The following is a 25,533-nucleotide window of genomic DNA, read 5'->3' on the forward strand; positions in this document are numbered from 1 at the left end:
CCACGGCGCGCCGCCTCCTGGGCCCGGGAGGACAGGACCGCCTCCGATGCTGCACGCTGGGACCCGGCGCCGAGCACACGGCGCACCGGATCGCTGCGCTGGGAGACCCGCGTGATCCGCACCCCGGGGACGGAGACTGCGTGGACGACTCGCTGGTGGCGCCGCAGGTGCCCGTCGACCTGGACAACTGCGCCCGGGAGCCGATCCACATCCCCGGGTCGATCCAGCCGCGCGGCGTCCTGCTGGCCCTCGCGGCGGACGACCTCACGGTTCTCCACGCCTCCGACAACACCGAGGTCCTCCTCGGGGTCCCGGCCCGTGCGCTCCTCGGCGGCCCGCTGGCCGGTGCGGTGGGCGCGGAGGCGGCTGCCGTCCTCGCGGCCCGCTTCGCCGAGCCCGGTGAGGTCCGTGACCGCAACCCGCTCACGCTCACGGTGCGCGGCGCGGGCGTGGACGCGATCCTCCACCGCCCGCCGCGTCCGGACGGCGCGCGTGAGCGACCGGCCACGGCCTCGCCGGTCCCGGGTACCGGAACGGTCGCAGGCACCGGCACCGGCGCGCAGGGCGCCGGCGGTACGGCTGCCGGGGTCGTCGTCGTCGAGCTCGAGGCGGTCTCGGGCGACCGCCCCCTGACGTACACCGGCACGTACCAGGCGGTGCGCGGCGCGGTCGAGGCGCTCAACCGCGGCCACAGCCTCACCGCCCTGTACGACACCACGGCCCGCGAGGTGCGCGAGCTCACCGGGTTCGACCGGGTGATGGTCTACCGGTTCGACGAGGAGTACAACGGCGAGGTCGTCGCCGAGGCGCGTCGCGGCGACCTCAACCCCTTCGTCGGCCTGCACTACCCGGCGACCGACATCCCCAGCCAGGCCCGCGCCCTGTACGAGCGGAGCTGGATCCGCCTCATCTCCGACGTCGGGTACACGCCCGCGCCGATCGTGCCCACGCTCGACCCGCGCACCGGCGCACCGCTGGACCTGACGTTCGCGACCCTGCGCAGCGTCTCCCCGATCCACGTCGAGTACCTGCAGAACATGGGCGTCACGGCGTCGATGTCCATCTCCCTCCTCAAGGACGGGAGCCTGTGGGGCCTCATCGCCTGCCACCACTACTCCGGCCCGTTCGCCCCGCCCTACGGCGTGCGCGCGGCGGCCGAGTTCCTCGGCTCGGCCCTCTCGCTGCGCCTCGTCGCCCAGGTGGAGGACGAGCGCATCGCCGCGGCCCGCCGGGTGGCGCGCGACCTGGCCGGCCTGGTCGCGGCCTCGCGCGACGAGGCAGTGCCGCTGGCCGAGGCTCTCACCGCCGACGACGCGATCCTCGAGCTGCTCGGCGCCGACGGCGTGGTCGTGCGCGCCCAGGGCGACACCCGCACGCTGGGCCACGCCCCCGGCCCCGCCGGACGCGAGGCCCTCCTGGCGTGGGCGGGTACGTCCACCGGTGACTACGCCTGCACCACCTCGCTCGTGCGTGACGTCCCGGAGGTCGCCGCGCTGGTTCCCGACGTCGCCGGTGTCCTGGCGATCACGATGTCCGGTGGGGACGCCGTGGCGTGGCTGCGCCGGGAGGTCGTCCACTCGGTCGACTGGGGCGGGGACCCGCACAACAAGGCCATCGCCCGCCTGGAGGGTGACACGGTGCGGCTGAGCCCGCGCAGGTCCTTCGACCGGTGGCGCGAGACCGTCCGCGGGTCCTCCCTCCCCTGGACCGACGACCAGGCCGACACCGCGAGGCTGCTGCGCCGCCACGTCGTGGAGGCGATGTACACCCGCACCCAGCGCGACGCCCGCGCCGCCGAGACGCTCCAGTCCTCCGCGCTGCCCGCGCACCTGCCGCAGGTCCCCGGCTGGGTGCTCGACGCGCGCTACTCCCCCGCCGACGGCGGCCGGGTCGGCGGGGACTGGTACGACGCCCTCACCCTGCCCGACGGCCGGCTCGCCGTGGTGGTCGGCGACGTCGCCGGGCACGGCCTGCACGCCGCGTCGACGATGGGTCAGCTCCGCAACGGCCTGCGCGCCCTCCTCGTGCGCGACCCGGACCCCGCTGCGGCGGTCACCGCGCTCGACGAGCTCGTCCGCGCCACCATGCCCGGCGAGATGGCGACGCTGCTCGTCGCCGTCGTCGACCCCGGCACGGGTGAGGTCGTCTACGTCCGCGCCGGCCACCTGCCGCCCGTGCTGCTCGACGCCGACGGCGACGCGGTCCTCACCGACGACGTGCACACCACCCCGGTCGGCTTCGTCACCGGGCACGTCTCGCCGGGCCGCCTCACCGTCGCTCCGGGCGGCTCCCTGATCCTCTTCACCGACGGGCTCGTCGAGCGTCGCGGGACCTCGCTGCGCTCGGCGCTGGTGTCGCTGCGGGAGGCGTTCGGGCGGGCGCACACGGCGGCCGCGAGTCGCGGCCGTGACGGCTCGGGCGGCGACCCGGACGAGGGTGCCGGCCCTGACGGCGGTGCCGGTCCGGACGGGGGCGTCGACCTCGACGCCGTCGTCGCCCAGGTGCGTGACCCACGTTCGGACGACGACGCCACCGTGGTGGTGGTGCGCCGGGTTAGGCTCGAGGCGATGACGGACGTGACCTCATGATCGGGACCCCTGGCGACATAGCGCTGCGCGCGCACGAGGGCGAGGTGCACGCCGTCCTCGTCGGAGAGGTCGACCTCGACGCCGTGAGCCGCCTCAAGGAGGAGCGCGACCACGTCGGTGTCGTCCACGCCGTCGACTCCTCGGCGCTGACGTTCCTCGACTCCTCCGGCCTGCGCTTCCTGCTCGGCCTCACCGCGCTCAACCCCGGGATCCGGCTCGTCGACCCCTCCCCGGTGCTCCTCGAGCTGCTGGAGATCACCGGCACCGCCGGCATGTTCCGCGTCGCCTGACCGCCGCCGCTCAGTCGCTCAACAGGTCCTGGACCCCCGCGACGACCTCGACGTCGACGCCTCGGGCTCCGTCCCGCACGACCCGGTCCCCCAGCGCCTCGCCCAGGCGGACGGTCTGGAGCATCGGCACGCTCGCCGCGCTGCACGAGAACCCCTCACGGGTGGCGCGGCGGGCGACCGTGAACGCCGAGACGACCACCTCGTCCGCGTCCTCGGCGACCTCGACCCGGAGCGGGTCCCCGCACCCCGGCACGCCCCCCAGGTAGCGCACGAGCAGCTCGCGCTCACCGACGACCGCCACGGCCTCGACCGGCGCGGGGCGGACCCGGTCGAACCCGACGACGAGGGCGTACCCGCCCACCGCGGCGAGGGCCAGCACGATCGCGCCGACGAGGTACAGGCTCAGCGCCCGCAGCCGCGTCCGCCCCTCCGCCGACAGGTCATCCACCCGTGCATCGTCGCCTGCCGGGAGCACCGAACGCCAGAGGCGCAGCCGAGACGCTGGTCCCTCGGACATCACCGCGACGAACTGGGACGATGGAGTCGTGAGGCCGACGCATGGCCGATCCGGCTGTGCGTCGCGACGGCGCCCCGCCGCCGCGGCCGACGAGGAGGTTGTCGATGAACGAGCAGCAGCTCGAGAAGATGCGCACCGGCACGGGCTTCGTGGCCGCCCTCGACCAGAGCGGCGGCAGCACGCCCAAGGCGCTGCGCCTGTACGGCATCGAGGACGACGCCTACGCCTCCGAGGAGGAGATGTTCGACCTCGTCCACCAGATGCGCGCCCGTATCATGACCAGCCCCGCCTTCACCGGTGAGCACATCCTGGGCACGATCCTCTTCGAGAACACCATGGAGCGCGAGGTCGAGGGTCGCCCGACCGCCGAGTACCTGTGGGACATCAAGACCATCGTCCCCATCCTCAAGGTCGACAAGGGGCTCGACGCCGAGACCGACGGCGCTCGCACGATGAAGCCGATGCCGGGGCTGGACGAGCTCCTGGCCCGGGCCGTCGAGAAGGGCGTGTTCGCCACGAAGATGCGCTCCGTCGTCTGCGGCCCGGGGGCCGGGCTCGACGCCGTCCTCGACCAGCAGTTCCAGGTGGCGCACCGCATCATCAAGGCCGGGCTCGTGCCGATCATCGAGCCGGAGATCGAGATCCGCTGCCCCGAGAAGGAGGCCGCCGAGGACCAGCTCCACGCCGGCCTGCTCGCCCACGCGGAGCGGCTCGGGCCGGACGAGCTCATCATGCTCAAGCTCACCCCGCCCGAGCGGGACGACCTCTACGCCGACCTCGTCGCGCACCCGCAGGTGCTGCGCGTGCTGTTCCTCTCCGGCGGGTACTCCCGCGACGAGGCCTGCGAGCGCCTGGGTCGCAACCACGGCTGCGTCGCGAGCTTCTCCCGCGCCCTCACCGAGGGGTTGCGCGCCGAGATGAGCCCGGCGGAGTTCGACGCCGTGCTCGCCGCGTCGATCGCGCAGATCGCGGCCGCGTCGGCCACCTGAGCCCACCGGCCCCGAGCGGTGCCACCGACGTGCACGAGCACCGTCGGGACGCACGAGCGCCGTCGACGCGCACGAGCGCCCTGGGCGTGCCTAGCATCGGGGCGGCGGGTCAGCGCGGGCCCGTCGTTCCGAGCCCCAGGAGCCTGCATGATCCCCGTCGGTGTCACCGCCATCCCCACGCAGGGCGCCGAGCTCGCCACGCGGGTCGCTGCCTCGCTGCGCGAGGCGCTCGACCTGCGCGAGGAGCACGTCCGCGTCGAGGCCGGCATCTCCGCGCCGGAGCAGGTGGACCACGTCCGCATCGACCTCACCCACGCCGTCGTCGACCGCCACCACCTCGCGGTGCGCCCCTGGCGGCCCCCGGCCCCCCGGGGCGGGGTCGCGGCCACCGTGACGTCCCTCGCCGTGACGGGCGCGCCAGTGGTGCTGTTCGGCGCGTCGGTCGCCGCCGACCTCGAGGCCGGGAACGTGCCCGCGCGCTGGGTCCACGACGCGCAGTCCCGCCTGTGGCTCGTCTTCACCGAGGAGACCTCGCCCGCCGGTCCGGCCCGCGGCCGCCTCGCCGTCACCGGGGACGTCGCCGCGATGACGGCCGCAGTCGAGCAGGTCGCCGGCGAGCTCGCCCGCAGCAAGGGCCTGACCCTGCGGGAGCTGAGCGTCGTGCCGCGGACCGTGGGACCGGACCGTTGGCAGGTCGAGGTCCGCGCGACCGTCACCAAGGGCTTCGTCTCGAGCCGGGTCAGCGCCGACGCGCAGGTGCACCTCGACCCCGCACTGGTCCTGCACGTCGAGCAGGTCGACGTCCGCGCGGGCGGCATGCTCGGGAGGATCGCCGAGGGGCTCGCGGAGGGCTACCTGCGCCGCGTGCGGGGCCGGCGGATCCCGCTGGGCGCACGACCGGTGGCCGGCGCCCGGCTGACCTCCCTCGACGTCGACCTCGGAGGCCGCTTCCACCTCGCCGCGACGCTCGGCTGACGGCGGTGCCCCGGACCGCCCCCCTCGCGCGGGCTCGCGGGCTGGCCCGCTCGCTCCTCTGGTCGTACGGGACCGTGTGGCGCCGCCGACGGATGGTGGCCTTCTACGGGGCCTTCCTCGCGCCGGGCGACCTCGCGTTCGACGTCGGCTCCCACGTCGGGAACCGTGTGCGGGCCTTCCGACGGGCCGGGGCCCGGGTGGTCGCCGTCGAGCCGCAGCCGGACCTGCTCGCGGTCCTGCGCACGCTCTACGGGCGCGACCCGCGGGTGCGGATCGAGCCGTGTGCGCTGGCCGCCGAGCCGGGCGAGGGGGTCCTGCACCTCGCGACCCGGGCGCCGACGGTCTCCAGCCTCGCGCCGGGCTGGATCCGCGATGTGCGCGCCGACCCGCGCTTCGCCCAGCTCCGGTGGGACCGCGAGGTGGTCGTGCCCCTGCGCACCCTCGACGAGCTCATCGCCCGCCACGGGGAGCCCCGGTTCTGCAAGATCGACGTCGAGGGCCACGAGCTGGAGGTCCTGCGCGGGCTGACGCGGGCCCTGCCGGCGCTGTCGTTCGAGTACATCCCGGTGGTGGCCGACCGGGCGGTGGCCTGCGTGGAGCGGCTGGCGGAGCTCGGGGAGTACCGGTTCGCATCCTCCCCGGTGGAGACCTGGCGGTGGGCGACGCCCTGGGTGACGCCCGAGGACATGGTGCTCCGCCTCAGCGCCCTCTCCCCCGACGCCCCGCCCGGCGACGTCTACGCGGTGCGGTCGGACGTGACGCTGCACGGCTGAGCGGCGAGCGCCCCGGCGGTCCGCACGAGCCGGAGGTCCCACTGCCGGCGTGCGTCACGGCCGAACGACCAGCTCAGCGCCACGAGCGCCACCGCTGGTGCCGCGGTCGTCACCGCGGCCGGGACGAGGGGCGGCGCCCCGAGGACGACGAGGAGCACGACCACCTGCGCGACGCCGACGACCTTGCGGGCGAGCGAGGGCGGGACCGGTCCCCGGAGCCAGGGGGCCACCGCGGCCGCGGCGAGCTGGCCGTAGCGCATGAGACCGGTCCCCGGAGCCAGGGGGCCACCGCGGCCGCGGCGAGCTGGCCGTAGCGCATGAGACCGATCGCCAGGACCCACCACCCGGCGGAGCCGGTCACCGCGACGGCGACGGCGAGGACGAGCACGAGCGCGGCGTCGGTCTCGGAGTCGAACCGAGCACCCGACGCGCTCGTCTCGCCGCGTCGCCGCGCGACCCGGCCGTCGGCGCCGTCGAGGAGGAGCGCACCGGTGCCCGTGAGGAGCACGGCGAGCGAGAGGACAGCCGACGTGGCCGCTGCCTCACCAGCCGCGGCCAGGGCGGGCAGCAGGGAGGCGATCCAGGTCACGAGCACCAGACGCACGAGGGTGACGACGTTCGCGGCACCCATGCCCCGCACCGCCCGGTCGAGGCCCACGGGCTCAGCGGCGACCTCGTTCGTCCTGCGCACGGCCCGGTCGAGGACCGCGGCACCGACCAGGTACCCGCCCGGTCCGACCAGTGCGCCGGGTCCGCCCGTGCCGGTCGCGAGCAGGACCAGGGGGACGGCCAGGCTCGCGAACAGGCCGAGCGCGAGCGCCGCCGGCGTCCGGACGAGGTGCCACGCGGCCGGGTGCCCGGCTTCGACGGCCCGGCCCCTGATCGTCATCCGGGGCCTCCTCGGCACGTCGGACCGGCACCTCCCGGTGGGCCGAAGCTAGACCACGCCGGGGCTCCCGGCCAGACCACGGCCCGGCCGGACGGCGGCTACCCCTCGAGCAGGCCGAGGTCCAGCGCGCGCAGCACGGCCCGGGTGCGGTCCCGTACCCCGAGCTTGACGAACACCGCGGACAGGTGGTTCTTCACGGTCCCGGCAGCGAGGTGGAGCGCCCCGGCGATCTCGGCGTTGGAGTAGCCCGCCGCGGCCAGGCGCAGCACGTCGAGCTCGCGCGGGGTGAGCGGTTCCGGGCGCTCGAAACCCTCCACCGCGGCCGGCCGGGCGGAGACCGCGCGGAAGAGTCGGTCGGTCAGGCCGGGCTGGAGGAGCGTCCCGCCGCCGGCGAGCACCCCGATGGCACCCACGAGCTGGTCGAGCGTGACGTCCTTGAGCAGGTAGCCGCGCGCCCCGGCGCGCAGGGCCCGCAGGACGAGCTCGTCGTCGTCGAAGGTCGTCAGCACGAGCACCGGCACCTCGGACCCGCGCGCGGCCAGCTCCTCGAGCGTCGTGATCCCGTCGCGCCGCGGCATGCGCAGGTCCAGCAGGAGGACCTCGACGTCGCCGCGCCCGACCAGTGCGAGCGCGTCGTCGCCGTCCTGCCCCTGCCCCACCACCTCGATCTCGTCGCTCAGCGCGAGGAGGCTGAGGATCCCCTGCCGGACGAGGGTCTGGTCGTCGACGACGGCGACGCGCGTCATGGGGCCTCCGCGAGGGGCTCGGCTCGTGAGCCCCGCCCCCCTGCGTCCGCGACAGCCGAGCCCGCACCACCTGCCGCTCCAGGACCTGGCGTCGCGACACCAGCCGCGGCGTGGTCCGCTGCCGCCGGCAGCCGGATCGTCACCGTGAAGCCCTGGCCCGGCGCCGTCGTCGTGCGCCCGGACCACGAGGCCGTCGACGTCGGAGACCACCGAGATCTCCAGCCGGCTCGCCGCCGCGTGCCGGACCGTGTTCGTCACGACCTCCTGCACCGCGCGGACGACGGCGATGGTGCGCTCCTCGTCCAGCGGTGACCGGTCGTCGTCGAGAGGGGCCCGGACGTCGTCGACGTCCAGCACGAGGGTCAGTCACGGCAGCCGGCCGACGACGGCGCGCAGGGTGGGCACGAGGCCGGCCGGCGCGTCACGGAGCTCGCCGACCGTGGCGCGGACGTCGGTGAGCAGGCCCTTGGCGATGTCCCTGGCGCGCGAGACGTGGGTCAGGGCCTCGCCGGTCGCCTGGTGGCCGGCCACCTCCAGCTCGAGGGCGAGCGCGGTGAGCTGGTGGCCGAGGACGTCGTGGAGGTCGCGGGCGATGCGCAGCCGCTCGTCGGTTCGGCTGGACGTCGCCAGCAGGGTGGTCGCCGCCCGCAGGTCGGCGTGGGTGGCGGCGAGCTCGGCCCGCGCGGCCGCCTCGCGGCGGGTGCCGACGACCACGAGCGCGGTGAAGACCTGGAACGCGAGGTAGGCGGTGGTGCTCAGCACCATCGTCGTCGTGTCCCACCCGGTGAGCGCCCCGCCCACGGCCACCGCGACCGTCTGGACGACGATGACCGCGGCGACGGCACCCACCGGCATCACGAAGGCGATCGTCGCCGTCGTGACGACGAAGAGCAGTGACGTGAAGCCGAGATCCGGTGCGAGGAGCCACACCGCCATCCCGGCGACGACGAGGGTCCCCATCGTCGCCCGCGGGTCCCACCCCCGCGCCGCCCGCACATCGAGGCTCTCGACGGCGAAGGCGGCGACGTAGACCAGGTAGGCCGCCCACCACAGCGCGACGACCGCGGCGTCGTCGCTCAGGCGCACCCCCGAGACGAGCACCGCTAGGCGATGTTCGGGCTGACCAACGCCTCGGCCGTCCTGCCGGGCGGGACGTCGGTCGGGCTGGCGATGCTCGTCTCGATGAGCGCGTACGGCGTGGTGTCACTGGCGATCTTCACCTTCGGCGAGGACGTCGCGAAGGAGCGCGGCCGCGGCTGGACGAGGACACTGCGCGCGACGCCGTTCCCGACGAGCGTCCATCTGGCGGCCAAGGTCGCCGACGCGCTCGTGCTCGCCGTCGTCATCGTGGCCGCGATGAGCGTCCTCGCCGCCACCGCGGCCGGGGTGTCCATGCCGGCGACGAGGTGGCTGGCGCTCGGCGCGACGATGGCGAACCTCGTGTTCCTGCCGCTGTCGTTCGCCTCGGGCTTCTTCGTCCCGCTGAGCGACCTCCCCGAGGTGCTGCGTGACGTCGCCGCGTTCCTTCCGACGTTCCACTTCGGCCGGCTCGCCTACGGGGTGGCCATGCCGGCAGCCGACGTCGAGGCCTGGACCGCGGCCGCCGGCCGGCCGGTGTGGGTCCACCTCGCCTGGGTGCTCGGTTCGGCGGTCGCGCTCGGGGCCCTGGCTCTGTGGGCGGCGCGCCGGGAGAGCGTCACGCGCCGGGGCTGACCGTGGGCAGGCATCACCGGCCCGGCGCGCCGGACGACCCGGGCACGTGGTCTCGCACCAGCTCGGCTCCGGCGTCGGTCGCGACGGCGAACCACTGCGTCCGCTCGTCCGTCCCGTGGCTCGTGGCCCAGGTGGTGAACGCCGGACCGGTCGGGTCGTAGTTGCGGGTGCTGCGGATGGCGAACCACTCCTTCAGCTGGGAGTCGCCGATCTGCTCGATGAGGCCGGCCAGCGTGAGCACCCGAACCGTGGGGGGTCGCAGGGGCGCCTTCTTCCCCCGGACGGGGACCGGTCCGCCGCCGAGCTCGAGGACGAGGCGAGCGAGGCCGTACGCCTGCTCGAAGGTGAGGTCTCGCCGCGCACGGAAGATCCCGTGCGCGGCGACGAACGCCGGTGCCCCACCGACCCGCCGCACGTCGGCGTCGGGGTCCCCCGGACCGATCATCGCCGTCCACCTCTCGTCCCACCGGGCGCGCTCCTCTGGTCCGAGGCCCCGCGCCGGCGGCGGGCGGCCTCGCCTCGTTCTCGCACGGCCCCCGCCGTTCGGGCGAAGGTAGCGGCCGGCGGTGACATGCCTGGGCACGAGCATCCCTGTAGCGCGTTCTAGGGACAGCGCGAACGGTTCCGGAGTAGCGTCCGCACCGGGGGCAGCGCAGAGGGGCATCGCCATGGGCGTTCGCAGCACCACTGTCGGGCGGATCGGCTCCGCCGTGCTCGTCGCGGCGCTCCTCGCGTCGTGCACGCAGGGCGCGACCGGAGGGACCGAGCCGTCGCCGTCGGCCACCGGTCCGGCGTCGCTCGCGTGCCCGCCGCCGGACGCCACGCTCTCGGTCCGTGCCCAGCGGCTCTGGGACGCCGCTCTCACGCTCGCGGACGCCGACCGTACGGACGAGGCCGTCGAGGTCGCCGTCGAGGCCCTCTCAGCCGGCGGTGGCCGCCTGCCCGCCGAGAGGTGCGAGGACGCGGCTGAGCTCCTTCACCCCGCATCGAGGGGCACGCCACTGGCCGACTTCAAGAAGGTCGTCGAGGACTGGCTCGAGCTGTGGTGGGCCTGGGCCGCCGTCATCGCCGCCGTCACCTTCGCCATCATCGGGGTGCTCGTCCGACAACCATGGTGGCGTCGCCGACGCAAGCGGCCGGCACTGCGGATCGGGAGCCTCGACGTCGACACGGCCGCCACCGGGCAGGATCTCGGCGACCGGCTCGCGAGCACGATCCGCTCGCACCTGGCCGGCGCCGACAAGCCAAACCGGCTCCCCTCCCTCCGGCTCGCCGAGCCCACCGACGCCGAGATCGAACGCCTCCCCATGGATCCGGTGCCCGAGCAGGTGAGCTGGCTGGTCAGCGCGGGGCGCTGGCTGCGCGGGCGCAACACCTTGCACATGCACGTACTCCTGGGCGAGCCCGACCCGCGCACCCGCACCGTCAGCTGCACGGTCCGGCTCGACGAGCCCACCGGTCGACCGGTCCGTCGCCGGGGCGGCGTCGTCCCCGACGGCGTCCGCGAGGACCTCATCGAGGTCCCCTACACCGGGCCCGGGCCGACGACCGACGACTACACGTCGCTCGCGGGATTCGCTGCCGTCTGGCTGGCCACGGAGGTCGCTGACATCAGGGGCACCCGGGGACCCTTCGCCGACCGGACCGGCACGTGGTTCTGGCACGCCCACCGCCACTTCCTCCTCGGCATCCGAGCGACCAGGCACGAGGACCTCGGTCACGCCCGGTTCCAGTACCTCCGCGCGTTGGAGGCCCACCGCACCGCCGCGGAGCACGACGACGGCGTGCTCGGCCGGTTCTTCGAGGCCGAGCTGAACTCCGCCGTGGTGCTGGGCATGACGAAGAACCACGCGCTCTGGCCGACCGGAGTCCGCGAGCTCGAGGCACTCGCCGGGGCGTTGGCGCACGAGCGCGAACAGCTGTCGGGGTCCGCGGACGACCACCTGAGGACCCGCCTCGACGGCCTCCGGCTCCGGGCCGAGCTCAACCTCGTCATCCTCCGGCTCAACATGCTCACGAGAACGTGGCTCGTCGACGGCGTGGGCCGTGACGACGCAGCGCTCCGCGACCTCGAGGGGTCGCTGGCGACGCTTCGTGCCACCACCGAGCAGAGCCGCGCGGAGGACCACCTCCGGCGCCGGGTCACCCTGTACGCGAAGGCGCTCGAGCTCGGGATCGCCGAGGTCGCGAGCGGGTGGGGCCGCACACGCGGCTGCGGCTCGGACGCCGGCCTCACACGCGCGACCGCCGACCTCCTCGACCGGCTCGACGCGCTGCCGACGATGATGCGACCTCACGTCGTCTACAGCCTCGCCTGCGTGTGGGCACGGCGGTACGCCCGCCGGGGCCTGAGCGGCGCCCGACGCGCGGCAGCACGGGACCGGGCTGTCGAGCTGCTGGGTCAGGCGGTGACCGCCAACCCGGACCTGCGGAGGTGGGCGCCGGAGGAGCCTGCCTTCTTCCGGCTGACCGGCCACGAGCCCTTCCAGAAGGTGATCGCCAAGCCGAGGGAGAAGCAGGCCGAGGTCGCGGAGCCCGCCTGACTTTCGGACGCTCGACCCGGTCCACCACCATCTGACCACCATGAGATGCAGGACCCTCTGCTCTGTTCCCGCCGTCGGGCTCGGCGTACCGTCGATGACGTTCCACGGCGGCTCCCGGCCGCGGGTCCGGGCCGACGTCGCACGGCCGAGGAGGACGAGATGAACGGGACGGCTCGAGCGGCTGCCCTGGTGGCCACCGCCACGATGGCGCTGGCGGCGGCGCTCCCGGCGGTGGCGAGCGGAGCACCCGCCGGGAGGGTAGCGGCGGCGGCTGCACCGACCGGCTCGTCGTCAGCGGCTGCCGCGCCGACGATCGAGAACTTCCGGTTCTACGAGTCATCCGTTTTCGTCAGCGAGTCCGCCGAAGGGTGGGAAGGCAGCGTGAGCGTCCGCAGCGTCGTCGGCGGCGGGGATTCGGTGTTCGTGTCACTGACCCGGGCGGGCGAGTCGGTCGTCTGCCCGGACGGCTCCGAGGACCTCGTCAACTTCGACCTGACCTCGGCCGAGGACGCGACGGAGCCCGGACCCGTCACCGTCGACATCGACCGCCGGCTCCGCACCGCGCACGCTGACGCCGTCGTCGACCTCACCCTGGCCGAGAACCCGGGGTGCGGTGGCGAGGACCTGGTCACCGAGCTTCCCGCCCGGCACATCACGCTCGACGTCACCGGGACCACCGAACGCTTCCGGAGCAGTGTGTCCGGCTCGGTCACCTCGGCCGGGGACGTCGACCGTCTCCGGGACTACGACCTCGCCCGCGACGGCACCGGCACGGTGACGATCGACGGGCTCCTCGCCGCCACGAGCAGCGACCAGTCGTTCCTCACCTACTCGGCGGAGCACTTCTTCCGACATGGCGCGATGCCGGCGAGTCCGGAGAACGCCGCGCCGGACGGTGGACTGGGCGCCTTCGCGGCAACCTCCCGCACCTACGACCCGCCCGACGGGCTCGGTCTGCTCTTCGAGGACGCCTTCGTCGGCGCGACGGTCGGGCCCACCCCGAACAGGGACATGAGACTGACCGCCTCCGCCATCCAGGTGCGAGCAGTCCGGTGTGAGGACGGCGCACCCGGGTTCGTGTTCAGCGAGCTCGTCGGGTCTGCGGCCGCGGAGGTCGCGATCGAGGCGAGGTTGGCCGCGGCGGTCGCGGCAACGACGGTGCCGATGGAGGTGCTGGTCCTCGACGACTGCACGGGCGGGTCGACGGTCGAGACGGTCGAGCTCCCGGTGGCGATCGACCTCACCGCCACCGGGCCCTCGGTCCGCGTGGGGAGCGCCTACGCCCAGGTCACCCCGGGCTCCGGCGTCGAGCGGATCCAGGGCTGGTACGTGACCCGCGAGGCGGCGGGCACGGTGCTCCTCGGTGAGCTGGCCGGTCCGGCCGACCTCGCCTTCATCTCCCGCGCGAGCCGCTGACGTCGCCGGCGGGCACGCCGGCCGGCGCCGGCCACGACCCGTCTACTGGCTGGTGGCGACGACGGTCGTGGCGGCGAGCGCGTCGTCGAGCGCCTTCCGCACCGCCGTCGCGGCGAAGCCGCCGTCCTCGGCGACGGCCCGCGCCCGGCGGCGCAGCTCGCGCCTGCTCACGTCGCTGCCCGGCAGGACGGCGGGGACCTGCCCGACGGCGTCGAGGAGGGCGATGAGGGTCAGCTCGTGCGGGGTCGGCGTGCGGCCCACGACGAGGACGTCGCTGAGGCCGCGGCGCACGCCGTCCTCGTGGGTGGAGTCGACCGCCGGCCACGCGGTCCTCGGGAACAGCCCGAGCACCCTGTCCACCTCCAGCCGGAGGATCCCCCGTGCGGCGAGGTGCTCGAGGAGCCGCTGGTACAGACCCTTGCCGATACCGCCGAGCGCGTTCTTCGGCTTCTCGGGCTTGCGGCCGGCGAGCCGTTCGAGCGTGGCGTCGAGGAGGTCGTCCCCGGTGGGCGAGCCATCGGCGACGACGAGCCGTCCTGGGCGCAGCTCCTCGTCACGGCCCGTGACCCGGAGCCTGCCGAGCTCGGTCAGCTGGTGGACGACGGCACCGGAGAGGACGAGGTCCCGGCGCAGCTGGTCGACGATCGGCCTTCCCGTCTTGTCGTCGGTGAGCAGGAGCACCAGGTCCTCAGCCAGCAGCACCGTGCCACCCTATCGATGCGACCGGCTCGGTGTGCTGGCACGCTCGGTGTCCTGCCCCGCTCGGTCGGGTGCCTCTCGCTCCTCGCGGCGTCCGGACCGCGGCGTCAGCGACCGAGCCGGCCGATGCTCACCTCGCTCATGAGCGCGGGACGGTAGCCCTCGAGATACCCGTCGACCGTCGGGTGGAGGTTGTTCGGGTCGCCGAGGTTCTGCACGTCGAGCGCGATCCACGGGTCGGCCGAACCGAGCCCGTGGCCGGCGAAGCGGTCGGTGACGTCGACGAAGGCCGCTCCCTGGGACTCCACCGCCGCCTCGAGCGCAGCGTTGAGCGCATCGGTGAGCGCGTTGATCTGCACGGCGCGCTCCGCCGTCATGAGAACCACACCGTTCGGCAGGGTGAGGCCGGTCGGCTCGACGAGGTGGGGGTATCCCAGGACGACGATCCTGCCGTCGGTCACGCCGTCGATCGTCGTGATCGTCTGACCTGCGGACGCCGCCGCCCCGGCGACGCGGATCGGGGCACTGCCCAGCAGCACGTCGCACGACACGTCGGCGGTATCCGCGAACGCCGAGCACTGGAGGAGCGTCTCCACCCAGGCGACGTCGTTCCCGCCCAGGGTCAGGCTGACGAGCTCGGCCTCGGCGAGCCCAGCCCGGACGGCCGGCACGGTCTGCACGATCGTGCGCATGTCCTGCGTGGTCGCGCGCCCGCAGGCCGCGTCCACGACCAGCGTGACGCGCGGGTGGCGGTCGAGCTCGCTGACGTGGTCGGGTCCCGCACCCTGGAGGCAGGGAACGGCTACCTCGGGGTCGAGGGTCTGCAGGAAGGTCGGGGCCACTCCCCCGGTCCCGAACGCCGCCGAGTAGGAGTCGCCGAGGTTGACGTGGTCCACCTGCGGTGGGCCGGCCGACTCCAGAGGCTTCGCGGCGGTGGCCGAGGCACCTGCGAGTGCCAGCCCGACGGCGGCCGATCCGGCCGCGAGGAGCCTGGCGGTACGGCGGAGGAGCGTTCTGGGCATGGCGTGCCTTCCGGTCGGAGGCGGAACAACCAGCTGGCGTCCCTGCCGGTCGGGCTGGTGCGTGCACCCGTTGGGGTCAACCTAGGGCCTGGGGACTTCGGTGAACAGGCCTGGGCTCGCGCCTCCGCGGCACGCGATCCCTCGCCCCCGGGACCCGGCCGATCCGCCTCCTACGGCAGCACGTGCCGCAGCGCCGCCCCGAGCGTGCGGTGCCGGAACGTGTAGCCGGACGCCTCGAGCCGGTCGCTGGAGACCCGCTGGCTCGCGTACGCCAGCTCCTGCGCCCCCTCGCTGCCCACCACCAGCCGCGGCCCGAACGACGGCACGGGCACCAGCGCCGGGCGGCGCAGCACTTTCCCGAGCGTGCGCGCGTACTCCGCGCCCCGCACCGGCTCAGGCCCGACGGCGTTGAGCGGCCCGGCGAGGTCGTCGGTGAGCACCGCGTGCGCGTACACCGACACGACGTCGTCGACCGAGATCCAGCTCTGCCACTGCTCGCGGTCGAGGGGGCCACCGAGTCCGACGGCGAACAGCGGGAGCAGCCGCGACAGCGAGCCCTCCGCCGGGCTCTGCACCAGACCGGTGCGCACGTTGACCACGCGGACGCCGGCCTTCTCCGCGGGTTCGGTGGCACCTTCCCACTCCCGGCACACCAGCGCGAGGAACCCCGCGCCCGACGGCGAGTCCTCCGTCAGGGGCGCGTCGTCGCCGTCACCGTGCGGGTCCGTCCCGTAGTACCCGATGCCCGACGCGCAGACGAACGCGCGTCGCCGACCGTCTCCCGCGAGGTCTGCGAGAGCCCGCGCGATGAGCAGGGTGCCCTCGGCGCGGCTGGTGAGGATCTCGTCCTTGGCGGCCGCCGTGAACCGTCCGCCGATGCTGCGCCCGGCGAGGTTGACGACGGCGTCCACGTCTCTCAGGGCCTCCGGGTCGAGCCGGCCCGCAGCGGGGTCCCAGCTGATCTCGTCGGAGGTCTCCGCGGGGCGGCGCACGAGGCGCAGCACCCGGTGCCCGCCGACGGAGAGCAGCGCGCACAGCTGCGTGCCGATGAGCCCCGACGCGCCGGCGACGGCGATCGTGCGGGGCCCGGCGTCGGCGTGGGCGGCGTGGAAGGCGAGGTCGTCGCGCAGCTGGACGGCGCGGTACTCCAGCACCCGCCGCAGCGTGGGCACGAGCGTCCCGGCGACGAGGTCGCTCTCCCGCGGCGCGACGACGTCGACGCTCTCGTGGAGGACCGTCCCGCCGCCGTCGGACTCGACGAAGCGGTGCTCGTGCACGATCCGGCCGAACGGACCGGTCGTCGTCACGCGGAAGCCGCGCGGCGGGTCGTAGGAGTCGTGGCGGCCGGTGGACTCGACCTGCCCCCGGCGCAGCCACCCGGGCAGGGCCGACGGCAGGGGCAGGGCCGCGGCCAGCGCGCCGAGCCCGGTCCCCAGCACACCGGGCGCGCCGACGGCGAGGCGGGCCTCGGAGCCGTCACGCAGCCCGTCGTCGGGCTCGGAGAGCACGGACCCGGCGAAGGGCGGCGTCAGCCGGACGAGGGCACCTGGCCGCTCGAACCAGGCGAAGACCCGCTCGCGCGGGTAGGGCAACGCGGTGCTGTGCTCGATGTGGGCCACATCGCCATCGTGACACGCGCGCGCGTCGCGGGCCCGTCCGACGGCGAGGACCACCGCCCTGACCTGGCGAGGGTCGTCACCCGCCGGTCGGCGGATTCCTCGGGGCCCTCGCTGGGGTCGCGGCCGTCGGCGTCCTCGGCTGCTTCGGTCGCCTCGCCGCCTTGGGTGGGAGGGTGGCCACGTACTGCGCCGCCCGAGCGAGGAGGTCGCGGGCATCGGCGTCGTCGGGGACGGTGACGTACCCGCCCATCGGCCGCTCCTCGGGACCGAACCCGCGGGCGCCCTTCTCCCGCATCGCCACCAGATCGGCCTCCGGGAGCTTCACCCCGACGTCGGAGCCGAGGAGACCGGCGAACATGTTCCCGCCGATGAAGGCCCCGAGGTTGCCGAACATCGGCTTGACCACCACGCGCGGGTCGTCCGGGACGAGGTCGCGGAATCGCGCCTTGTCCTCCTCGGTGGGCTTGGGCATCTGCACGGTGGTCCTCCTCGAGGGGTACGTGGGCCCATCATCACCGATGGCCGACGCGGCGGGAAGGCAGGTCCCGAACAGGCTCCGCCGACGTCGACGCCACCTCACCCGCGCCTGCACGGCGACGGCGGCGAGGCCGCTGGCGCCCATCATTGTCAGCGCGACGACGACGCGCGTAGCCTGACGGGGATCTGGGCATGCATCCTGCGAAGGGGCTGCGACATGCCGAAGCCTAGATTCGTGCACAACCTCAAGCCCGACGCGGTCCAGGCCGCGGTGAGCGGGATGAGCGACCCGACGGGCTTCCTCATCTCCCCCGGCAACGCCATGGGTCAGAGCCTCGAGCTGACGCGGTTCGTCCGTGGGCGTGGCTGGGACCTGCTGGCCGACAACGGCAACTTCGACCACCTCACCCCCATAGCGCGCCGTTTCACCGTCGAGGCCACGGCTCTGCGCCGGGAGGTCACGCGGATCGAGCGCGGACTCGGCCACACGGTCCGCAACGGCGAGCTGCCTGGACCGCTGACCACTCGCTACCGCGGTCTCGCCACCCGTGTCCGACGCGCCGCCGTCGCCGCGGTCCCGCCCGACGCCGACCTCCTGGCCGCGCAGGTGGTGCTGGACCCCACCGCCGTCGTCGGTGTCGAGGACCTCACCATGGCGTGCTGGCTCCGCCTGGACATCGAGCCCGAGTACCTGCACCGGCCTCGCGGGAGCTACCGGCGCCTGAACCGCTCGGTCGCCAGACGGGCGACGGCGGCCGAGGCCGGCCTCGCGCCACGACTGGCCGGCGCGCACCTGCCCGTGGCGTCGGCGGTGTCCTTCAACACGGCCAAGGATGCCGGGCGGGAGTTCGCCGCCGCCGGGCTCAGCGGGATCGCCATGGGGTTCGGCGCCTACATGGCCGACGACCACTTTGCCGACCATCTCTACCGCGACCGGCGGCGCATCGACCTGGGGGCCAACCTCCCCCAGCGGTACACCCGCACCGCGGCTGCCGCCGTCGGCTTCTGGGAGGGCTACGAGGAGGTCGCCCACCAGCCGCCGCAGCGGTTCCACTTCCTCGGCATCGGCGCGCCGATCATGATCGCGGTGCTCACCCTGGCGGCGGCGCGCACGCCCGAGCTCAGCTTCGACGCGACCAGCCCGATCCTCGACGCCACCCAGGGCGGGACGATCTACAGCGACCGGCCCGCCCACCTCAAGCTCCGTACCCGCAAGATCGCCCACCGCCTCGCCCGCGAGCCGGCGCTGACGTGGGACTGCCCGTGCCCGTTCTGCACCGACTTCACCGGCCGGCACCCCTTCGACTACCCCGCCGGCCACGCGTGGCTCACGGCCACCGGCGCCGCGGCCGTGAGCACTGCCGACCTGCAGCCGGCCGGCGCCCTGTTCACCGCCTTCCCGCTCCTCGCCGAGCCGCGAGCCGGTGAGCTGCGACGCGAGGTCAACTTCGCCCGGGTAGGGCACAACCACTGGATCATCGACCGGCTCATGACGTCGCTGTCCCGCGCCGACGACGACGGCCGCCTGCGCGTGCGGGTGACCAACATCGTGCGCGACTACCAGGACTGCACGACCCCGGTGTTCGCACGGGCGCTCGAGGTCGCCCTGGCCCTGGCCCGCGGTGACCCGATCCCGGCGCCCGGCCCGTAGCCTCGCGAACCCCGCACCCCACGTCCCGACCACATGGAAGGAGGAAACACCCCCACCACCCACGCCCCGCCCCGGCGGGGCAGCGACCAGGAGGTTCGCGATGACGGGCTTGCGCGCGTTGCCGCTGGAATCCTTACCCCCCTTCAACCAGACCGCACCCGACCTCGTCGGGGCGGCCGACCAGGCCCAGGAGACCTTCCGGGCCCTGCTCCTCGGGCGCAGCTGGGACCTGCTCCACAGCCACGCCGCCACCTTGTCCGGGCTGGCCCTCGCCCTGCTCGAGCACATCCATGCTCGAACGGGCGTGCACGCCTACCACACCACCTACCTCGCCGAGCGGGACGCCGGTCTCGCCCAGGTCTACGCCGCGCTCGCAGCGGACACCTCCGGCCAGGCCGACGACATCCGCGACGCCATGCTCACGCAGCTCACCGCCGAGCTGGGTGATCCCGCGGCCGCCCAGGCCGCTCTCGACGCACTGCTCGCCGGTACCCATCCCCTCTTCGACTCACGAGCGGCGGAGCGCTCCGCCGTCACCACCGAGCTCGACGTCGTCGTGCCCGCCTACGCGCAGACGGCGACGCTGGCGGCGCGCGCCGTCGCCGACTCCGGTCTGTACAAGGCCTACGACATCACCACCGCCCTTGCCGCCGGCCCCGACCAGGAGGCCGACACCGAGACCGTCACCGACGAGGCCACGGTCCTGCGCACCCTGCACGACGAGACCGTCGCCGCCCTCTTCACCCACCTCGACACCACCGACGACGGCCAAGGGCTCCTCGACCTCGCCGTCACTGTCGGCGAGCGAATCACCGCCCGCCTGCCCGTTTCGGCGCCGCTCGCGGGTGCCTACCTCGCCCTGCTGCACCAGCGGCCCGCCACGCAGGGCGCCCTGGCCCAGCACCGGGCCGTGCTGGACGTCGTCGAGCTCCTCGAGCGGCTCCAGGTGCTCCTCGCATACGCACGCCTGGTCCAGGCCGAGATGGCCACCCCGGACCGCGGCCGCTGGTACGGCAACGAACGCCGTCGCACCGAGAACCGCCAGAGCCCCAGCGGCGTGCCTGCGGGTCAGCCCGCCGGCGCGCAGGCTCTGCGGGACGGCACGGGTGCGGAGGGCGATCTCGTGAGCGTCGAGGGCCTGGTGTCGGGCCTGGGCATCGCGGATGATCCCGCACCGCCGAAGTTCTCCACCTTCTTCGACCTCACCGACCTCGACGACGGCGCATCCGTGAGGGTCCGCGCGCACATGTTCTCCCTCGCCAACAACGGCGTCCAGGACGGTGCGTTCGTCCGGGTCAACGGGTTCGTCCGCCGGGCGGCACCGTGGGCGGCCCCCGTAGGCCTCGACGTCGACCGGGTCGACCTCACCGAGCTGCGCCGGCAGAGCTGGTACGACGACGTCACGGCCCGGGTGCGCCACCACGCCCTGCTCTACCCCGACGGGATGAGCATGTTCTTCACGCCTGCTGTGCGATTGGACTGATGACCATGCCATGCACCTCGGAGCTGGCCCGCCGGGACGACAAGTGGACGGCCTGGGAGAACGCCTACGACGACTGGGAGGGCGCCAGGAATCTCGCCCTCGCCGCTGACGCCGCCATGCTCGCCACGTGCGGCGCCGCCATCTGGACCCTCGGCGGGCTGGGTTTCACGGCGGCCGCCTGCGCGGCCGCGGTGACGGCCCTGGCCATCGCCGTGTCGAACGCCGACACCGCCCGGGACAAGTCGAACAACGCCGGGGACGCCTACAAGACTTCCGCCGAGCGGTACAACGACTGCCTCGCCAAGTGCCGTCCGGGCACGAGCTGACCTCACCGCCACCGCGCGCGCGCCCGCACGACGAGGGCGCCCAGCACCGCCATCACCACCGCTGCGGCCGCGAAGTAGCGCGTCATGGCGCCCGCGCCCAGCGCCGCGGACGCGGCCGCCGTCCCCGCCGCGCTGCCCACGAACAGGGCGGTGGCGAAGAGGCTCACCATGGTCGCCCGGGCCCGCGGGAGGGTCTCGGTCACCCAGTTCTGCAGCGTCGAGTGGAAGAAGGCCCAGCCCCCGGCGAGCAGGACGGCGGCTGCGAGGACGGCCGGGCCGGACCGGTCTGCCGCGAGCACGAGTGACGACGCCACCGTCATCACCGCCCCGGCGGCCATGAGGCTGGCCGGTCCCGTGCGCGAGCTCACCGCCTTGACCACGCGGGCGAAGACGACCACGCCCACCCCGTAGCCGGCGACCACCACGCCGGAGAGCGTCACCGACATCCCCCTCCCCTGCAGCAGGGCCGGCAGGAGCGGCAGGACGCCCAGCATGAGCCCGCCCTCGACGAACGCGACGGCGAGGAGGGCGCGGGCACGGCCGTCGCGGGCCACGGCCCCGAAGGCCCTCCGGTCGGTCCCGCCCACCACGCGTGACGGCTCCGGCATCGTCCGTGTCCACCACACCACCACCAGGGCGAGGACCCCGGGCAGCGCCAGCGCCGCCCGCCACCCGAGCGCGTCGCCGAGCACCGCGGCCACCACCGTCGCCAGCGCCGTGCCGAGCGCCATGGCGCGCATGACGTCGGTCAGCGGGCCGTGCCGGCGGGCGGCGTCGACGGCGTCACCGAGGTAGACCAGGGCACCCGGGACCACGGCGGCCAGGGCAGCCCCGGTCAGACCCCGCAGGAGCACGAGGAGGGCGAAGGACGGCACGAGGAACGACGCGGTGGCGAGCACCCCGGCGACCGCGAGGGCCACGCGCACGGTCGGGACCCGGCCGAACCGGTCCGAGACCACCCCCCACCCGACCTGCATGACCCCGTACCCGACGAAGTACGCCGTCGCGGCGCCCGCCGCCACCTCGACGGAGACGCCGAGGTCGGCGGCGACGAGCGGGAGGACCGGCGCGATGAGCATCCGGTCGAACGAGCTGAGGAAGGTGACGGCCTGGAGCTGCCGGATGGTCCTGCGCACGGCCCCGCCCCTCTCACGTCCGGGACCGGCGCGCGACGGCGCCGGTCCCGGGCGGGTCTCACGCGGCGGGGCGGCCGCCGAGGTAGAGGTCGCTCAGCTTCGGGTCCGCCAGCAGCTCGCGGGCGGGCCCGGTCGCGAACACGGTGCCGAGGTCGAGGACGCAGCCGATGTCGGCCATCTCGAGCGCGCGGCGGGCGTTCTGCTCGACGAGCAGCACGGCGACCCCCGCGTCACGCATGCGGGCGACCTGCTCGAACACCGTCGTCGTCCGCTTGGGGTCCAGGCCCATCGACGGCTCGTCGAGGAGGACGACGTCGGGGCTGACCATGAGCGCGCGGGCGAACTCCACCTGCTTCTGCTGCCCGCCCGAGAGCAGGCCCGCGGCGGCGCCCCACCGTTCGGCCACGACCGGGAAGACCTCCTTGACGAAGCCGGCGCGCTCGGACAGCGCCGCCCGGTCGGCGGAGGTGTACCCGCCGAGCATGACGTTCTCCTCCACCGTCATCTCGGGGAAGACGCTGTGTCCCTGCAGGACGTGCGACAGCCCGGCGCGCAGGAGCGTCTGCGGCCCGGAGCCGGTCATGTCCTTGCCGTTGAGGACGATGGATCCCGCGCGGGGCTTGAGCAGCCCGCTGGCGACCTTGAGCACGGTGGACTTGCCCGCACCGTTGGGGCCGACGAGGCACACGACCGTGCCGCGCGGGACCTCGACGGACAGCCCCCGCAGCACGAGGGCGGCCTTGCCGTACCCGGCCTCGATCCCCTTGAGCTCGAGGACGACGTCAGACGCCAAGGTAGGCCTCCAGCACTCGCGGGTCGGACTGGATGAGGTCCGGCGTCCCGGTGGCGATCGGCGCGCCACGGTCGAAGACCACGATGTGGTCGCACAGCTTCATGATGAGCTCCATGTTGTGCTCGACGATGAGGAAGGTGGTGCCCTCCGCGTTGAGCTCGCGGATGAGGACGGCGATCCGCTCGATGAGCGAGGGGTTCACCCCGCCGGCGGGCTCGTCGAGCATGACGAACGGCGGGTCGGACATGAGGGTCGAACCCAGCTCGAGGAGCTTCTGCTGGCCGTAGGAGAGGTCGCGTGCCTCGGCCGTCTCGAGGTGGTCGATGCCCACCCGGGCCAGCATCCGCCGGGCCCGCTCGACCGTCTCCGGCGAGTGGCTCCCGCCGAGGTAGTCCGCGAGCGAGTGCGGCTGGACGGCGACGAGCATGTTCTCCAGCACCGTCATCCGCGGGAAGGTCCGGCACAGCTGGAAGCTCCGCCCGAGCCCGGCGCGGGCGATCTTGTGCGGCGCCCAGCGGGTGACCTCCTTGTCGTGGAGGTAGACCCGACCGGAGTCGGGCTTGATCATCCCGGTCACGCAGTTGAAGAAGGTCGTCTTGCCCGAGCCGTTGGGCCCGATGAGGCCGTTGATCTTGCCGTCGAGGAAGGTCACCGTGGCGTCCTTGACGGCGTGGACCCCGCCGAAGGACTTCGTCAGCCCCTCGGTGCGCAGGATCGTCGTGCCGACGGCGGAGCCTGCGGGGGCGGTGTCGGCGGTGGTCATCGGGGGCCCTCCTGCTCGTCCGTGGGGGCGGCCGGGGCCGCGTGCCTAGCGGTCGGCTCTGCCGCCGAGGTCGCCGGGGGCCCGCCCGTCGCGGTCACCGGGGGCCCGCCGGCCGCCGTCGCCGTCTGCTCGTCCCGCAGCTGCTCGGCGGAGAGCTCGCGGATCGAGGTGGCCTGGGGCCGGAACCGCCCCACGAGCTGCTGGGCGCCGGTGAGGACGCCGTCGGGCAGGAACAGCACGACGATCGCGAGCAGCAGGCCGGTGGCCACGAGGTGGAGCTGCGTCTGGCCGTAGTTGAGGACGAAGTACTCCAGCGCGACGCCGATGACGACGGCGCCCAGCAGCGGGCCGAAGAGGAACCGGGTGCCGCCGAGGAGGGCCATGAGCACGATCTGCGCGCTGAGCACGACGTCGAACTGGAAGATCGGGTCGAGGTCACCGAACCACAGCCCGTACAGCCCGCCCGCCAGCGCCACGACCAGCGCGGAGAGGGTGAACGCGACGAGCTTGAGCGTGGCGGTGGGGATGCCGAGGGACTCGGCCTTGTCCTCGTCCTCGCGCACGGCCTTGAGCCCGGCGCCGAACCGGGAGTGGTTGACGAGCGCCCAGAGGACCAGCGCGAGGGCGAGCAGGCCGAGGAAGATGAAGTAGAACGCCCGGTGGTGCTCGGGGCGCAGCAGGTCCGGGAACGGGCGCGGGACCACCAGCCCGTTCGAGCCACCGGTGACGGTGTGCCAGCTCTGGAACACGAGCTGGAGCACGAGCACGAGCGCGATCGTCACGATGACGAACGAGGCGCCCCGCACCCGCAGGGCGGCGAAGCCGACCGGGATCGCGACGACGAGGGTCCCGATCGCCGCGACGACCAGCGCCACGAAGCTCGGCATCCCGGTGTTGACCACGAGCAGGGCCGTCCCGTACGCCCCCAGGCCGAAGAACGCCGTGTGGCCCAGCGAGATGTACCCGGTGAACCCGCCCATGAGGTTCCAGCCCGTCGCGAAGACCGCGTAGTTGAGCACGATGACGCCCGCGCTGAGCATGTACGGGTTCGGCGCGACGAAGGGCCACAGGGACAGGACCGCCACGACGACGGCGATCACGAGCAGGTCCCGCCGTCGGTCGCGGCCGGCGCGCGCGGGTCGCCCGCCCCGGGCGGCGGGACCGGCGAGGCCGACGCGTGAGGCGAGGCCGGCGCGGCCGGGCCTCTCGCCGTCACCGGCGCCCGCCTGGCGGCGGTCAGAAACGCTGAGCAAGACGGCCTCCGAAGAACCCCTGCGGCCGCACCATGAGCGTGGCGAACAGGGCGAGGTAGAAGATGGTCTGCGCCCACGTGGGGCCCAGGGGCAGCTCGAGCATCACGCGCAGCACGCCGAGCAGGAGCGCGGCGATCGCGGCGCCGGGGATCGAGCCGAGACCGCCGACGACGATGATCGCCATGAGCGGACCGATCCAGTGCCAGTGCAGCGAGGGGTAGATCGTCGCCTGGAGGGACAGCGCGGCGCCACCGACGGCGGCCGTGGCCAGGCCGAGACCGAAGCCGAAGCCGGCGGTCCGGTTGGTGTCGATGCCCACGAGCTGCGCGGCCTGCGGGTGCTGGATGGTCGCGCGGAGCGCCCGGCCGAAGCGGGTGTACTTGAGCACCGCGAACAGCGCGAGGAGGCTCACCCCCGCCAGGGCGAAGGAGATCACCTGCACCACGGGGATGCGGGCGGTGAGGAGCTCGATGCTCGAGGCCCCGTACGGCAGGTTGATCCGGCGCTGGGTGCCGGAGAAGACCATGCCGAGCAGGCCCTCGATGATCAGCGCGATGGCGAAGGTGAGGAGCACCGACATCATCGTCATCGTCGCCGGCCGCAGCCGGGACAGCAGGAAGCGCTGCATGAGGTAGCCGATGGCGAAGAACGCCGGCACGGTGGCCAGCAGCGAGAGCATCGGGTCCAGCCCGGTGGCGGTGGAGAACCACCACGCGATGTAGGCCGCGAGGATGATGAACGCCGAGTGCGCGAGCATCACCACCCGCATGATGCCGAAGTACAGGGTCAGACCCGCTGCCAGGAGGGCGTAGAGCCCTCCCAGCAGCAGGCCCAGGATCAGGCTCTGGAAGAGCAGGCTGCCTGAGACCACC

At 74.0% G+C, this 25,533-nt stretch carries 25 protein-coding genes and 1 pseudogene; 11 read left to right on the forward strand and 15 right to left on the reverse strand.

Features of this window, described 5'->3' with window-relative positions; translation table 11 throughout:
- Positions 1-140: 140 nt before the first annotated feature.
- The gene (locus tag EDD32_RS17060) at positions 141-2,588 is read left to right on the forward strand and encodes a SpoIIE family protein phosphatase (protein WP_123919417.1); all 2,448 of its coding nucleotides are present in this window, start codon (positions 141-143) and stop codon (positions 2,586-2,588) included.
- Complete coding sequence (locus tag EDD32_RS17065; RefSeq protein WP_123919419.1) at positions 2,585-2,878, forward strand: STAS domain-containing protein; 294 nt, start codon at positions 2,585-2,587, stop codon at positions 2,876-2,878. Before EDD32_RS17060 ends, EDD32_RS17065 begins: the two co-directional genes overlap by 4 nt.
- Positions 2,879-2,888: 10 nt before the next feature.
- Here the strand turns inward: EDD32_RS17065 and EDD32_RS17070 are convergent, their stop codons facing one another.
- Entirely contained in the window at positions 2,889-3,326 is a 438-nt protein-coding gene (locus EDD32_RS17070) for a hypothetical protein (RefSeq protein WP_123919421.1), read from the reverse strand.
- 173 nt (positions 3,327-3,499) lie between these two features.
- Here EDD32_RS17070 and EDD32_RS17075 point away from each other — a divergent pair, with 173 nt between their 5' ends.
- The 3 genes from EDD32_RS17075 to EDD32_RS17085 all read left to right on the forward strand — a co-directional run bounded on the left by EDD32_RS17075 (position 3,500) and on the right by EDD32_RS17085 (position 6,132).
- Positions 3,500-4,384, forward strand: a complete 885-nt coding sequence (locus EDD32_RS17075; protein ID WP_123919423.1) for a fructose bisphosphate aldolase — start codon at positions 3,500-3,502, stop codon at positions 4,382-4,384.
- Positions 4,385-4,531: 147 nt separating this feature from the next.
- Positions 4,532-5,359, forward strand: a complete 828-nt coding sequence (locus EDD32_RS17080) for a hypothetical protein (RefSeq protein WP_123919425.1) — start codon at positions 4,532-4,534, stop codon at positions 5,357-5,359.
- A 5-nt stretch (positions 5,360-5,364) separates the two neighbouring features.
- Positions 5,365-6,132 carry an FkbM family methyltransferase gene (locus EDD32_RS17085; protein WP_211338878.1) on the forward strand — a complete coding sequence of 256 codons (768 nt, stop codon included), beginning with the start codon at positions 5,365-5,367 and terminating at the stop codon, positions 6,130-6,132.
- 109 nt (positions 6,133-6,241) lie between these two features.
- Here the strand turns inward: EDD32_RS17085 and EDD32_RS17095 are convergent, their stop codons facing one another.
- The 4 genes and pseudogenes from EDD32_RS17095 to EDD32_RS17105 all read right to left on the reverse strand — a co-directional run bounded on the left by EDD32_RS17095 (position 6,242) and on the right by EDD32_RS17105 (position 8,868).
- Entirely contained in the window at positions 6,242-7,021 is a 780-nt protein-coding gene (locus EDD32_RS17095; protein ID WP_123919429.1) for a CDP-alcohol phosphatidyltransferase family protein, read from the reverse strand.
- 98 nt (positions 7,022-7,119) lie between these two features.
- On the reverse strand, positions 7,120-7,767 hold the full coding sequence (locus tag EDD32_RS17100; protein ID WP_123919431.1) for a response regulator: 648 nt from the start codon (positions 7,765-7,767) through the stop codon (positions 7,120-7,122).
- 162 nt (positions 7,768-7,929) lie between these two features.
- Positions 7,930-8,124, reverse strand: a pseudogene (locus EDD32_RS20050) (sensor histidine kinase); the annotation flags it as partial.
- 9 nt (positions 8,125-8,133) lie between these two features.
- Positions 8,134-8,868, reverse strand: coding sequence for a sensor histidine kinase (locus EDD32_RS17105; protein WP_123919433.1), 735 nt, complete (start codon positions 8,866-8,868; stop codon positions 8,134-8,136).
- 9 nt (positions 8,869-8,877) lie between these two features.
- Between EDD32_RS17105 and EDD32_RS17110 the strand changes: the two genes are divergently transcribed.
- Positions 8,878-9,480 carry an ABC transporter permease gene (locus tag EDD32_RS17110; protein WP_123919435.1) on the forward strand — a complete coding sequence of 201 codons (603 nt, stop codon included), beginning with the start codon at positions 8,878-8,880 and terminating at the stop codon, positions 9,478-9,480.
- A gap of 13 nt (positions 9,481-9,493) precedes the next feature.
- Here EDD32_RS17110 and EDD32_RS17115 read toward each other — a convergent pair whose 3' ends face one another.
- Positions 9,494-9,925, reverse strand: a complete 432-nt coding sequence (locus EDD32_RS17115) for a hypothetical protein (RefSeq protein WP_123919437.1) — start codon at positions 9,923-9,925, stop codon at positions 9,494-9,496.
- Between the two features lie 223 nt (positions 9,926-10,148).
- Between EDD32_RS17115 and EDD32_RS17120 the strand changes: the two genes are divergently transcribed.
- The gene (locus tag EDD32_RS17120; RefSeq protein ID WP_123919439.1) at positions 10,149-12,023 is read left to right on the forward strand and encodes a hypothetical protein; all 1,875 of its coding nucleotides are present in this window, start codon (positions 10,149-10,151) and stop codon (positions 12,021-12,023) included.
- 159 nt (positions 12,024-12,182) lie between these two features.
- Positions 12,183-13,439 carry a hypothetical protein gene (locus EDD32_RS17125; protein WP_123919441.1) on the forward strand — a complete coding sequence of 419 codons (1,257 nt, stop codon included), beginning with the start codon at positions 12,183-12,185 and terminating at the stop codon, positions 13,437-13,439.
- A 42-nt stretch (positions 13,440-13,481) separates the two neighbouring features.
- Here EDD32_RS17125 and EDD32_RS17130 read toward each other — a convergent pair whose 3' ends face one another.
- From EDD32_RS17130 to EDD32_RS17145, 4 genes are all read right to left on the reverse strand, one after another.
- A complete protein-coding gene (locus EDD32_RS17130) occupies positions 13,482-14,141 on the reverse strand; it encodes a GOLPH3/VPS74 family protein (protein WP_123919443.1) in 660 nt (219 codons plus the stop codon).
- Between the two features lie 104 nt (positions 14,142-14,245).
- Complete coding sequence (locus EDD32_RS17135) at positions 14,246-15,160, reverse strand: GDSL-type esterase/lipase family protein (RefSeq protein WP_123919445.1); 915 nt, start codon at positions 15,158-15,160, stop codon at positions 14,246-14,248.
- A 170-nt stretch (positions 15,161-15,330) separates the two neighbouring features.
- The gene (locus tag EDD32_RS17140; protein WP_170175148.1) at positions 15,331-16,779 is read right to left on the reverse strand and encodes a TIGR01777 family oxidoreductase; all 1,449 of its coding nucleotides are present in this window, start codon (positions 16,777-16,779) and stop codon (positions 15,331-15,333) included.
- 76 nt (positions 16,780-16,855) lie between these two features.
- Positions 16,856-17,251: a TfoX/Sxy family protein gene (locus EDD32_RS17145; RefSeq protein ID WP_342771435.1), complete on the reverse strand. Its 396-nt coding sequence runs from the start codon at positions 17,249-17,251 to the stop codon at positions 16,856-16,858.
- A 222-nt stretch (positions 17,252-17,473) separates the two neighbouring features.
- Here EDD32_RS17145 and EDD32_RS17150 point away from each other — a divergent pair, with 222 nt between their 5' ends.
- The 3 genes from EDD32_RS17150 to EDD32_RS17160 all read left to right on the forward strand — a co-directional run bounded on the left by EDD32_RS17150 (position 17,474) and on the right by EDD32_RS17160 (position 20,716).
- Positions 17,474-18,907: a hypothetical protein gene (locus tag EDD32_RS17150; protein ID WP_123919451.1), complete on the forward strand. Its 1,434-nt coding sequence runs from the start codon at positions 17,474-17,476 to the stop codon at positions 18,905-18,907.
- A 100-nt stretch (positions 18,908-19,007) separates the two neighbouring features.
- Positions 19,008-20,390, forward strand: coding sequence for a hypothetical protein (locus tag EDD32_RS17155; RefSeq protein WP_123919453.1), 1,383 nt, complete (start codon positions 19,008-19,010; stop codon positions 20,388-20,390).
- Positions 20,390-20,716 (forward strand): hypothetical protein, encoded by a 327-nt coding sequence (locus EDD32_RS17160; protein ID WP_123919455.1) that lies wholly within the window; start codon positions 20,390-20,392, stop codon positions 20,714-20,716. The genes EDD32_RS17155 and EDD32_RS17160 overlap by 1 nt, the downstream gene beginning before the upstream one ends.
- A gap of 2 nt (positions 20,717-20,718) precedes the next feature.
- Here EDD32_RS17160 and EDD32_RS17165 read toward each other — a convergent pair whose 3' ends face one another.
- Genes EDD32_RS17165 through EDD32_RS17185 form a run of 5 tightly spaced genes read right to left on the reverse strand, consistent with a single transcriptional unit; the run spans position 20,719 to position 25,532 of the window.
- On the reverse strand, positions 20,719-21,852 hold the full coding sequence (locus EDD32_RS17165; RefSeq protein ID WP_123919457.1) for an MFS transporter: 1,134 nt from the start codon (positions 21,850-21,852) through the stop codon (positions 20,719-20,721).
- A gap of 58 nt (positions 21,853-21,910) precedes the next feature.
- On the reverse strand, positions 21,911-22,645 hold the full coding sequence (locus EDD32_RS17170) for an ABC transporter ATP-binding protein (protein WP_123919459.1): 735 nt from the start codon (positions 22,643-22,645) through the stop codon (positions 21,911-21,913).
- On the reverse strand, positions 22,635-23,408 hold the full coding sequence (locus EDD32_RS17175; RefSeq protein WP_123919461.1) for an ABC transporter ATP-binding protein: 774 nt from the start codon (positions 23,406-23,408) through the stop codon (positions 22,635-22,637). The genes EDD32_RS17170 and EDD32_RS17175 overlap by 11 nt, the downstream gene beginning before the upstream one ends.
- Positions 23,405-24,661, reverse strand: coding sequence for a branched-chain amino acid ABC transporter permease (locus EDD32_RS17180; RefSeq protein WP_246006200.1), 1,257 nt, complete (start codon positions 24,659-24,661; stop codon positions 23,405-23,407). Before EDD32_RS17180 ends, EDD32_RS17175 begins: the two co-directional genes overlap by 4 nt.
- Complete coding sequence (locus tag EDD32_RS17185) at positions 24,645-25,532, reverse strand: branched-chain amino acid ABC transporter permease (protein WP_123919463.1); 888 nt, start codon at positions 25,530-25,532, stop codon at positions 24,645-24,647. Before EDD32_RS17185 ends, EDD32_RS17180 begins: the two co-directional genes overlap by 17 nt.
- Position 25,533: the final 1 nt, after the last annotated feature.

The organism is Georgenia muralis, assembly GCF_003814705.1.
Taxonomy (GTDB): Bacteria; Actinomycetota; Actinomycetes; order Actinomycetales; family Actinomycetaceae; genus Georgenia; species Georgenia muralis.